Raw genomic sequence first — 11,803 nt, 5'->3', positions numbered from 1 at the left:
ACAGTCTTGTGCTTATTACTATAAAAATTAAAGTGATGAACGTTGTTATCTGGGGATGTGCGGGAGAATTACCAAAGGCATTATTTTAAATTTTATTAGGACAACCATGGGAAACAAATTAACAGCATTTTCATAGATAAAACTTATGAAAATTATCAATATTAACTTCTCAATGTTATACTTACATAAAAATGGAACACATTATAATTGGCACAACGTTTATAATCAAAAATATTAGTCTAAACTTATTTCAAACATTTTATTAAAATTTATTTCGCATTACAAGGCTATTTACTCAAAATATAGTCAGAGAGGTATTAATTATGAGTAGCTTTTTTAGCGTACTGAGATTATTATTCTTAGCTAGAAAAGGATTCTGGGACGATAAAAAATTAATAAAATCCTATAACTTACCCATTTTAATAGCTCCTTACTTAAGCGGAACAATCATAATTTTATCTTTATCGTCACTGCCAATTGTCCAGTTTATGAAGAGCTACAATGCCATATTTGATTTTTCATTATGGGACATTGTAGTCTTTCTACTTTATTTTATTTCAGGTACTGCTCCTATCTATGAAGATTATGGTTATTTTAATGCTAAGACCGAAAAAACTTTAAAAATTTTTTTCAAAACAAGTATCCCCAAGCAGTATCTTGTCAATGTTGTTAAAAATATAATAATTGGCTCGCCGATTATCGCCCTTGATCTTGCCCTACATGTCAATATTGCAGCAGTTGTTTTTATTTTTATCTGTTTAATTTCTTTTCCAATCCTTTACTTTTGCCATAATAATTTCAAAATTTATCTTAATGGCATAAAGAGTAAATCTCTTAAACTTAATTTGCCACAAGTAATTTTTTTAAGAATTCCCCTAAATATTTTAATTAAACCCCTAATAGCTTTTATTTTCTCAATAATTCTAATATTCGGAATATCATTTTTTAAATCTAGTTTATTGATATTTAATTCCCCAATGACTTCTATCATAACGGGGGTCGTCATTAGCGCCATGAGTTTTTCTTTTCCTTTATGGGGATACTATTTTCTAGCTGTTTTTCGAGAGTATGATTATTTCCTAGCAATTAAAAAGAAAACCATTGTGACAACATTATTAAGATATGTGCTGTTAGATTTAGCTTTTATAATTCCCGTTAGCTTAATATTGTTTATATTTTTATTACTATCCCAATTTTCCTTATTATCAATAGTCAACTTTTTTATTGGATGGATACTAAATACAATCAATCTAATTTCCATACAATATGTAAAGGGCTTAAAATTACAAAAAAAACATTTACTTTCTATAAATTTAATAAATAATTATAGATTTTCTTTAATCGACCAGTGGCCCTTATATTTAAACAGCTTGATACTATTCTCGTATTACTTATTCCGATTTAAATTGCCACAGATTGTGCTCAGTATACTGATGTTTTTAGTTTTATATTCGGCTGTTTCTTTTTTATCAATAAAATTATATAAAAATAAACTCTTAAAAAATTAATAAATTGACTACCGCAAAACCTACGTGGTATGAATGAGGTCAAGATAATGAAGTTACTGAACAATGTAACCTTTATGTATAGTCCATCTAAAGTTATCTTAAATGATTTTTCACTTACCGTACCTGATCCGGGATTAACTTGGATCAAAGGAAAAAATGGTAGTGGGAAGTCCACCTTATTAAAATTGATATTAGGAATAATGAAACCAGCCGCAGGTGATATACCTGCTGCGAACTTAGACTGGTCTTATGTTCCAGATTCTTCAGAAATATTTTTCCAAGGTATATCTGCGCGGATTTTTTATGAATATACAATTAAACTTTGGAAATTGAAGCCAGAACAATCTTGGAGCCAAATCAAACGATTTCAAGCCCAATTGGGATTTGATAATTCTTTGTTAGATCAAAATATATCCACTCTATCTCTGGGTCAAAAGAAAAAAGCATTAATTATTGCTGCCCTATTGAATCCAAGCAAGTATATGGTTTTAGACGAACCGTTTTCAGGATTAGATCAACAAACTGTTCTGAAATTGGTAACAATAATTAATAGTCTTGCCAAAGACAAATTGATTTTGTTAACTGCGCATAATTTTAAAGAAGAAAATTTAACAGTTGCCAAAGAAATCATTCTGCAATAATCTTCGAATTTTTATGTTTAAAAAAAGCAAACTAAAGCACTCGGGCCTTTTTGGAAAAAATACAAACTAAAACAACGCTTTTTTATTGGCATACGCTTGAAAATAATCATTTCTATAATTCATAATTTTTACTAAATGGGGTTTTATATTTTTCAATTGAGATTTTATTATCGATAGGACATTGATTATGAATCTGATTTAATTCTGTAAGCCTTAAAACTGACTTATGACCACACTAAAAAGCCGCCTTTGAATTAGAGGCTTTTTTGACAATGCTGTAAGTTTATTTTTTAGACTTGGATTACTTGTTTTATAAGGCCCAATAGCATCGTGCTTTTGCTTAAACTTTACGATAACGTTTTTATTTAAAAATAAAAGAACAACAAGAAATATTAACAAGGCCAAAATATCTCCTCCGAGATTCGTTAAATTTTTACCATAAATAATAATCTGGGTAAGCGAATCTCCAGATTATGTTAACGGCCAAACCTTGACAATATATTGAACCCAGGTAGCCATTGAATCCAGCGGGATAATTCCCGAAAAGAAGACTTGCGGCACAATGGCCAAGGGCAAAAACTACATCATTTGAAATTCTGATCCGGCCAACGCAGAGATCAAAATGCCAAAAGCCAGAAGCTAAAGATACTAAAACTAAGATGATTCTAGCTTTTACAATCAACTTCGTGATTTAATTACTGATACCGATTGAAGCAATATAGATATAGAAACTCATAAATTAACCATTGATATTATTTCGTCTATGATAATTATCATTTTAAAAAATATAATTAATTATCATAAATTGCCCGCTGTGGAAGAATTAGAGTACTTAAAAAACGAATTAAAACTTTGTTTAAATTGAAAATATCAATTTAAAATATATCTATTATCGTAAAGAGCTTAAAAATCAAAAACCAACTATTTTGATCACAAATATTTTGGGAATTTGTGATATTTTATATCCCGTAATTATTTTGCTTGCTGTTGGTGTGGTAATTTAAACGAAATTAAAACACCTATAATAGCAATTCCGATCATAAAATAAAAAGCCCAGTGAAATCCAACTGCAGCGGCTGCATTAGTAGATTGTCCGTTATTAATAGCCGCAAATGATCCTAAACTAACGATAGTCATAGAAATTGCTGTCCCTAAAGATCCCCCAATTTGACGAATAGTTGAAGATGCCGCATTACCATAAGCAGTATCCGCTGCATCTAAAGAATTTATTCCCGCGGTAAAAGTCGTCATCATCGTTAACGCAATCCCCATCATTCTGACAGCATAACTTAAAACAATAAGCCAAACTGATGTATTTGCTGTGAAAAAAGCCATTGGAAATGTACCTATAAATAGAGTAATAAATCCAATAAACGAAATGGTTCTTATACCTAACTTATCAAAAAGATAACCTGATAATGGATTAAAGATTCCCATAATGATTGCTCCCGGCAGCATAATTAAGCCGGTACTCAGAGCAGTTTCATGACGCGTAGTTTGTAAATACATTGGTAATACCAGTTCAATGCCTACCATTGCTAAATTACTCAGTGTACTTAAGGTTGTAGTCCAATTAAATTGACTATTTACAAATACCCGAATATTTAATAAAGGTTCTACTAGCTGAAGTTGTCTTCTACCAAATAAAAATAAAATGATGATACCCACTAATAAAATAATGCTTTGTGTTAGCGTAATGCGGCCCGTATTACCAATCTCAGAAAAGATAAATAAAATAAGGCCAAATCCTACAATAGATTCACCAAAAGACAACCAATCCAAACTAATCTTATGCGGAGTATTAATTTCAGAAAAACTTATAAATGCCCAAATCAAAATAACTAAACTGGCAATAGTTAAAATTATAAAAAGCATCCGCCAATCATAATATTTTAAAATTATTCCTGAAATAGTTGGACCTACTGCTGGGCCAAAAGCAATTACTAGACCTGTCATCCCTAAAGCTATTCCCCGCTGCTTTGGATCAAATAATTGAAAAATAACATTTTGAATAAAGGGCATCAATGCACCAGCAGCAACTGCTTCAATCATGCGCCCACTTAACAAAATATAAAAATTAGTAGCTGTTAAACACAACAGCGAACCGACAATAAATATGGATAACATTACTAAATAGCTATTGCGTGTGGAAAATCTTTCAAATATCCAAGCCGATAATGGAATCATGACTCCCACAATCAATAAATAACCCGTTGATAACCACTGAGCCGTAGCTTGGTTAACTTGAAAAGCCTTCATAATAGTTACTAAGGCATTATTTAAGAATGTTTCTGCTAATAAGGAAATAAAGGCTCCCGACAATAAAATAATCATCATAATATTACGTTTTTTTATATTAATTTGCATGATTTTTCCTCTTTAATGTAGTTTACTACTTAGTAAAATTGTGGACGATTTTTTGTATTGATGTAATTAATTGTTGCTGCTCGTCAGAAGTAATATCTTGAGTGATTTTTTGATTGATTTGATTCATAACCTGATAAATTTTACCGATATTATTTTTGATTAAAGTTGAACCTGAAGCCGATAAGGAAAGAATCGTTTGCCGGCGATCACTTTTTAAAGTAGAAATATTAATTAATTGTCTTTGTTCTAAGCGTTTTACAATACTACGAATGGTTGGATGGCTAATTACAAAAACTGTTTCTAATTCTTTTTGAGAAACAGTTCGACTTTGTGCCTCATAAAGATAAGTTAATAAGGCAACTTGGGGACCAGTTAAATTAAATTCCGTAAATAACTGTCTCATGTTATTATTCAATTCTTTTTCTATTAAGTTATTAGCCACTTTAATTAAAGGACCTAAACTGTTAATTTTATTATTTTGCATATTTAACACCTCAAAATGTAGTTTACTACCTATTTGCTTAAAAGCAATAAAAAACTGCTTAAAAATAAACTTAGTCAACGATTAATTTTCATAGCAGCCTGTGAATTATACTTTAAGGCTAGTATTCTAATTTAAAATAAATCGAAATCCTTCATTGGATTACCAACTAAATTTTTGCATAACTATACTCAAATAGACTACATATCTGTGTTTATTGAATATTATTTTTCAATAATTACCTAAACATTGACTATTACAAGGTATTTTTATTATTTTGGATATGTAATTGGGCAGCCAGCGCAAGGGGATCAACTTTTTGAATGTTCTCCTTATCAGAAGCACCAAGCAAATAATTGGACCACATACTAGATATCTCATAAAGCATTCCCCAGAAAAATCTACTAATGTTTCCCCCTTCTCTTTCAAAATAAAATGGGCATCGGCACTTGTTTGGGTATAAGTTGGATAATATCCTAATTTATCATATTCCTTTTTAATTGATTCCGGCGCTAGTTGCTAATGATTGTTAAAAACAAAATCTTCTTTTGCATTGAGGATATAACTAGCTTAGAGATTATTTTTATGAAAAGCATAACGTGATAACTGCGGAAATACTTTACCGCTACCTTTATCCTCACGCGTACTCTCAATTTTAATATCTATATCAGCAGTTTTTTCGATATTATCAAATATCACATTTCCATCTTTATCTTGAACAAAAAACCACGGAAATTGTTGCGCTCCAGTTGCTTGTGTCGATACAAGATCAAATAACAGTACAGTATAATCTTGAGTTTGTTGACGGCCCCAAAGCCATCTATTCCAAAAGGTATAATTAACGTCTGTTGCCCATTGATAATCGTGATACCCTTAACCATGGAAAGAAAGTTTCTTATCTTGATAGCGCCAAAATCCATTCACCTCACCTTTTGGAGCGGCACATAACCAAGTAAATGTTTGTATATCACTTCTTTGTGCAAACGCACTACCAAGACGCCAAGAACTAATTTCCCGATGTAAATTTAAATCAATAGTAAACTGTTTTTGCGGATCTTCAATATGAACGCTATAATCAGTCAAATTACCCCGAAAATAATTATTACCGTATTGAACATCACAATTACCCTCTTTAAAATTGCTCTCCTTATCTAAAATTGTCATCATATTGGTTGCCACAGTTCCATCTGGGAATTGTATATTGTAATAGACAAAAGGTTTATAACCTTCTAAAGACTGCAGTACTGGCACCTTGGTAATAAAATTTAAGCCAATCTAAATATTATCATCCAAAGTTATTGTCAATCCAACAGATGAAGCTACCGTGACTCCAGCCCCAAATGCCACAATGGTTATGTTAGGGAAGATTTTTTTAGCCTCAGATCATTTTGATATTGGAGCTTATGCAATGCATCAATTTTATGTAACAGGCTTAGGGTTAAAAATTAATTTATGGTTGTACATTTCTTCTGCAGCACCAGACGAGCTGGTATTTGATCATAATGAACACTTTGCTATTGAATTTGGCAATTCCATGAAACTTATTTTAGATAATGTTCATTAACAAATAATAAATAAAAACTCTAGATTTTCCCACTATTAATAGATTAAAAAATCAATGTTTATAGATACCAATCTTTATGTGATTTTGGGATAATCAAATTTTTTACAATCCATTTGAATAATAAACCATAATTATTAATTAGTTAAAAAGCTTTATTCAATCCACTAAATAAATTGTATTTGATGAGCATTTGCAAAATTTAAATATAAAAAAGCACTGGTCTTTAATTGACCAGCACTTTTTGAATGTTTAACTGTGTAATACTAACTCACACGTGTGTCCCATTGATAAATAGTTGCACCCGCTACTCTATTATTAGAATCCATCAATTGTTTCGAAGTGAATTTCTGCCCCGTTTGTGGACCATTCACGGCAACCCAATTAGAAGAATTAACTCGATAATTGGTTCCAGGAACTTTGAATCCGACCCGCGGTACATCAGTTAAACGTGCATTAGCAATAAAGGTCTTTGCACCTAAGACTAAACGATTTAAAAATCTGGTTGCATACAGCATATCTCCAGAGTAGGCATTAGTTAGATCAAAACTGCGAATATCTAAACTGGTTAATTTAGTATCTCCCATAAACATCTGTTGCACTGTGGTGACCTTTTGCGTATTAAAGTTGCTTAAATCCAAAGTAAGCAAATTTTTACAATCAGAAAACATGGATCCCATATTTGTAACCTTACTGGTATCCCAACATCCAACATTAAGATTCTGAAGATTTTCACATTGGGCAAACATTCCATTCATATTTTGTACATTGGCAGTATTTAAATAGCTTAAATTAACATTCATCAAAAATAAATCATTGAAGAATAGATGGTTCATATCTTTTACCATAGTGGTATCCAAGGCTCTCAAATCGAGATCACTAAGCGCACAGTTAGCGAACATATAACTCATATCGAGTAATTTTGGTGTTTTAATACCGTTCAATTTCAGATCTTTTAGCTGAGTATTATAAAACATATAACTCATGTCTGTAACATTAGCCGCATTTACATTTTCCAAATTAACATCTTGTAATTTCGAATACCAAAACATGCCATGCATATTAGTCACATTAGAAATATCTAAATTACTAAAATCTGCACTTTGTAATTGAGAATTGGCAAACATATAGCTCATATTTTGAACTTTGGATAAATCCAGAGTAGTTAAATCAATATTAGTAATCCCTGTACCATAAAACATGTATTGCATATCAAGTACGTTGCCAGTATCAAGATAATCCAAATTAAAATTGGTCAGACTCTTATCATTATAAAACATATTGCTCATATCTGTGACTCGATAAGTAGGCCAAAAACTTAAATCAATATCATCCAGTAAGGGATCATTGGCAAACATTTCGTGCATATACTGCGTATACTGCACTTGGAGATTAGCTAAACCCTCGATAGTTTTTAATTGTCTTAAATCACTAAATAAGTAGTCAGCATTTTTGGGTGCATAGACATTAGGATCAATGATTATTTTATTTAAATAATAAGAAACACCCGACCAATTGAATACTTTAGTTTCACTCAATTGGCCAGCATGAATCTTTAAAATATTTTCACCTGTTTTATTGTTTTTAACATAATCCCATTTAGCTGTGCCAGATTGACCGTTGGCAATCAATGTTTCGGTATTTTGGTTGGGATCAGTTGCTGCTTGAGCTGCTGGTTGCTGAGATTGAGTGGTTGTCTTATCAGAAGCTGTCGATTGGGTGGTCTTTACTGAATTTGGAGTTACTGGTTGATCAGTCGCCACTGGTTTAGCTTCAGATGTTGAAGAACCCGTCCCTGGCTGCTGTGTAGCAGTATTTGGTTTTTGATCTGTCACTGCTGGCTGATCAGTCGCAGCAGTGCTTGTTTGGGATTCTTGTGTTTCTGGTTGCGATGTCTGTGTATTTTCTGCAGCAGTGGAAGTGGCATTAGTCACTGGTGTGGCTGGTTGAACATTATTATCTTTCTTTGCCTGAGCAGCCAGAGATACAGGTTGCGGTTCAGTAGATTTTTGAACAGCGGCAATCGGTGTTTGATCAGGCGTAGTTGACATCGTATCGGCGTAAAGTTTGTTTTGCGTTAACACTAAACCACAGACTAAGCCGACAAAGGTCGTCGTCAAAGTCCATCTCTTACTTGGAGTTTTCATCATTATCAAGATATCTCCTTTCAACAAAAACAATAGTTATAACATGAAACCGGCTTCATAAGTATCATAGCACTAATTTATCAAATAAATTAATACTATTATTATATTTTTATAGTATATTAACCACATTTCTGATTATATTCAGCTTTATTATTGAAACGGCGTAATAATTCGAATATTTGTAACCAAATGAAACTATTTTCAAAAAAGCATGCTTAAATTTAATTTTAAGATTAATTTCTTAAATACAGTCTTAAATAAATGCTACTTATGTGATACAATACACATGTCCGGATAAGTTTCCAGACCTCTACACCTTTGTTTCTTTCACAACCAAAAAAGCACTGGCTAAATCTATAGCTAGTGCTTTTTCTATTAATTGGTTTAGTTGTTATATCAATTTATCTTTAGTAATTTAATTCGACTTGTTATGTTAAATTATTTGCACCAGATTAATTATCTTAATCAAAAATTAATTTTCAACCAAGCGAATTCAATTTTATGAGCATTTATTTAAAAACCAGTCTGCAGGTTCAACCATCCGTTTTTTTTTTGTGTGGTTAAAGACTTGTGACAACGGGATTAGTTAAATAATTGTACACGCGACGTACTTCACTGAGGCGATTAAGATCCAACATCTGCGGCTTGTTTTCATCTAAAGAGCCAATGCTATTCATTTCAGCCGGACTTAGAGAAAAATACCAAATATCTAAATTTTCTTGAATTCTTTGTTGATGTGTTGATTTCGGAATAACGACCATTCCGCGTTGAATATTCCATCGTAAAATTAATTGGGCTACAGTTTTACCGTGATGCATCGCAATCTTTTGAAGGAGCTCATTTTGAAAAATCCCCCTTCTTCCCTCAGCAAAAGGCGCCCACGCCTCTGGTTGCACTTTTTGCTGACGCATAAAATCAAGTTCTTGTGTTCTTTGATACAAAGGATGATTTTCAATCTGGTTAATCATTGGCGGGATCTGAACATTGAAAATCAGATCTAATAATTCGGTAGAAGTAAAATTGCAGACTCCAATGGCCCGCACACGTCCATCTTTATATAGTTTTTCCAGTGCTCGCCAACTGCCAAAATAGTCATTCAAAGGCATATGAATCAAATATAAGTCTAGATAATCTGTACCTAATCGGCGACAAGACTTATCAAAAGCATTCAGTGTGGGCTGGTAACCCATTTCTTGAATATAAGCTTTAGTAGTTAAAAATACATTGGATCTTGGTATTTGGCTCTTTTTCAAAGCTTGGCCTACGGCCTGTTCATTTTGATAACTGCTGGCAGTATCGAACAAACGATAGCCGCTGTGTAATGCATGTAAAACCGTCTCCTCACACAACTTAGGATCATTAATTTGGAAAACTCCCAAGCCTTCTTGCGGCATTTTGACACCATTACGAAGACTTATTTGTGCTACAGTCGTCATAAATTCACCTTCTTATTACAAAACACTAAGCTGGATCTTCATCAAGCAACATCATATCTTCAGGTGGATTATGATCGATGGCCCCCACAATTTTATGGGGAACGTACAATTCTTCCAAGTAATTAAGGTCTTCAGCTGTGAGATTTAAATTAAAGGCTCCCACCGCATCATCCAACTGCAAATCATGACGCAATTTTTTAAATAATCCACCAAAACTAATCTGCCGAGTGCCAGACAAAGCTTTCTCTAAAACATCAATAACTTCCAAATCAAGATCAGCAAAACCCGTAAAAATATCCGCAGACTTAACCTGATATTTGGCAGTTTCTTGAGCAGCAGACAACAAAGAATTTTTATTTTGACGTTTTGAATTTTTCTTTACTGCCTGAATATGCACGATAGGTTGGTAATCAACTTTTAAAGCGCGACGCCATAAGTTAGTCCATTCCGACTGTTCCAAATAATTTTGCGAATCCGAAAAGTACTCACGTTTCATGAATAATAAAACATGACAATGAGCATGATAAGTAATATTTTCCAAGTCTTGATCGTTCACAGTAACTTCCAAACTGCGCACATAACCCAACAAATTTTGCGAAACTTTTTTATAATTTAAAAGCCGATTAACTGCCTTACTCATACGAGAAATATCTTGTTTCAGAGTTTCACCAGTAGAATTTTCTTGGGTCAAAGTTAAAAATAAAAATCGACCTTGAGGTTCTTTTTGAAGTGCAACCTGCAACAATTTCTGCAACTGATTAGAACTTTTAAGCGACCTTCTCCAATTGCAAAGTGGACAAAGTTTAGACTTACAAAACCAAGTTTGAAATAATTTTAGACGACCATTAGGCAACTTTTTAAAGGTCAAAGTTTCACCACATTGTCGCACATTATCCGCTTTATTAAAGTGCAATTGAGCCAAATATTTGGCATATAAAGTATTATCTTTTTTCTTTGAAGACCAAGGTCTCAACTTACCTTTACGGGTCTTATCTACTAACTTTTGACTGGTTAAAATTAAATCTGACATTTTAAAAGCTCCCACCTTTTTCTCACGGTAAGAGCTCTAAATAATTTGCATTCTATGTAATTTCATTTATAATGGATTACGTAAAATTTTTAGAACTCTCACGTTTCCTGACCGCTAAATCATGGAACAAACGTGAGTGTTTTTTTTATGTTTAAAATCAATAACTCACAACAAATTAATTTTATTATTACTTCTAAAAAAAAATGCAATCACTAAAAAAAACGTAGTTGTTTCTAGTATGTATCTAGTATGTATCAAGATAAGAGAAATTCGCTTTGCTCATTTCAAAACCTCGGGGGTTAAACACCCCAAACCCCTGTTAACTCGCCATTGGGCAGGGAAACCTTTGGCAAAAAAATCTCCACTGCTGATCCTTGACGTCGTTCTCGCTTTTTATTTTATAGGGTCGTGATATAATAAAAGTACAGAGACAAATATATCTTAGCAATGAAACACAAAAGCTAATCCTACCGTTAATAGGAATGGCTTTTTTTGTGTGATTAGATGGCAACTAATTTTGGATTATCCTAATGCTTATCTAACCAGTAAGCAAAGGGTTTTAAAACTACTCCAACAATTATTGGAGCGATAAACAAGACAAATATATCCTTCAGCAACTAAACACACCCCCT

Annotated in this window: 10 protein-coding genes and 1 pseudogene; 3 read left to right on the top strand and 8 right to left on the bottom strand. The window is 32.6% G+C overall.

Annotated elements, in window-relative coordinates:
• Positions 1 to 323 precede the first annotated feature (323 nt).
• Together JG30_RS03245 and JG30_RS03240 are read left to right on the top strand one after the other, a co-directional pair.
• Positions 324 to 1,508, top strand: a complete 1,185-nt coding sequence (locus tag JG30_RS03245) for a hypothetical protein (RefSeq protein WP_046316118.1) — start codon at positions 324 to 326, stop codon at positions 1,506 to 1,508.
• 47 nt (positions 1,509 to 1,555) lie between these two features.
• A complete protein-coding gene (locus JG30_RS03240; RefSeq protein ID WP_046316117.1) occupies positions 1,556 to 2,149 on the top strand; it encodes an ATP-binding cassette domain-containing protein in 594 nt (197 codons plus the stop codon).
• 363 nt (positions 2,150 to 2,512) lie between these two features.
• On the opposite strand, the pseudogene JG30_RS09285 reads toward JG30_RS03240, so the two are convergent.
• From JG30_RS09285 to JG30_RS03215, 4 genes and pseudogenes are all read right to left on the bottom strand, one after another.
• Positions 2,513 to 2,785 (bottom strand): annotated as a pseudogene (locus JG30_RS09285) (ABC transporter permease); the annotation flags it as partial.
• Positions 2,786 to 3,121: 336 nt separating this feature from the next.
• A complete protein-coding gene (locus JG30_RS03230; protein WP_046316113.1) occupies positions 3,122 to 4,516 on the bottom strand; it encodes an MDR family MFS transporter in 1,395 nt (464 codons plus the stop codon).
• A gap of 25 nt (positions 4,517 to 4,541) precedes the next feature.
• On the bottom strand, positions 4,542 to 5,000 hold the full coding sequence (locus JG30_RS03225; protein WP_046316111.1) for a MarR family winged helix-turn-helix transcriptional regulator: 459 nt from the start codon (positions 4,998 to 5,000) through the stop codon (positions 4,542 to 4,544).
• Positions 5,001 to 5,870: 870 nt separating this feature from the next.
• A complete protein-coding gene (locus tag JG30_RS03215; RefSeq protein WP_143443883.1) occupies positions 5,871 to 6,164 on the bottom strand; it encodes a hypothetical protein in 294 nt (97 codons plus the stop codon).
• 241 nt (positions 6,165 to 6,405) lie between these two features.
• On the opposite strand from JG30_RS03215, the gene JG30_RS09035 reads away from it, so the two are divergent.
• Positions 6,406 to 6,561, top strand: coding sequence for a hypothetical protein (locus tag JG30_RS09035; RefSeq protein ID WP_218837826.1), 156 nt, complete (start codon positions 6,406 to 6,408; stop codon positions 6,559 to 6,561).
• Between the two features lie 263 nt (positions 6,562 to 6,824).
• On the opposite strand, the gene JG30_RS03205 is transcribed toward JG30_RS09035, so the two are convergent.
• From JG30_RS03205 to JG30_RS08955, 4 genes are all read right to left on the bottom strand, one after another.
• Positions 6,825 to 8,708, bottom strand: a complete 1,884-nt coding sequence (locus tag JG30_RS03205) for a BspA family leucine-rich repeat surface protein (RefSeq protein ID WP_046316102.1) — start codon at positions 8,706 to 8,708, stop codon at positions 6,825 to 6,827.
• Between the two features lie 557 nt (positions 8,709 to 9,265).
• Entirely contained in the window at positions 9,266 to 10,141 is an 876-nt protein-coding gene (locus JG30_RS03200) for an aldo/keto reductase (protein WP_046316100.1), read from the bottom strand.
• Between the two features lie 25 nt (positions 10,142 to 10,166).
• A complete protein-coding gene (locus JG30_RS03195; RefSeq protein ID WP_046316098.1) occupies positions 10,167 to 11,171 on the bottom strand; it encodes a protein rep in 1,005 nt (334 codons plus the stop codon).
• A gap of 527 nt (positions 11,172 to 11,698) precedes the next feature.
• Positions 11,699 to 11,788 carry a type I toxin-antitoxin system Fst family toxin gene (locus JG30_RS08955; protein WP_143443882.1) on the bottom strand — a complete coding sequence of 30 codons (90 nt, stop codon included), beginning with the start codon at positions 11,786 to 11,788 and terminating at the stop codon, positions 11,699 to 11,701.
• Between the last annotated feature and the right edge of the window lie 15 nt (positions 11,789 to 11,803).

Source organism: Bombilactobacillus mellifer (assembly GCF_000970795.1).
Taxonomy (GTDB): Bacteria; Bacillota; Bacilli; order Lactobacillales; family Lactobacillaceae; genus Bombilactobacillus; species Bombilactobacillus mellifer.
The sequence above is the reverse complement of the archived record's forward strand: the minus strand, read 5'-3'. Positions and strand labels throughout refer to the sequence as shown.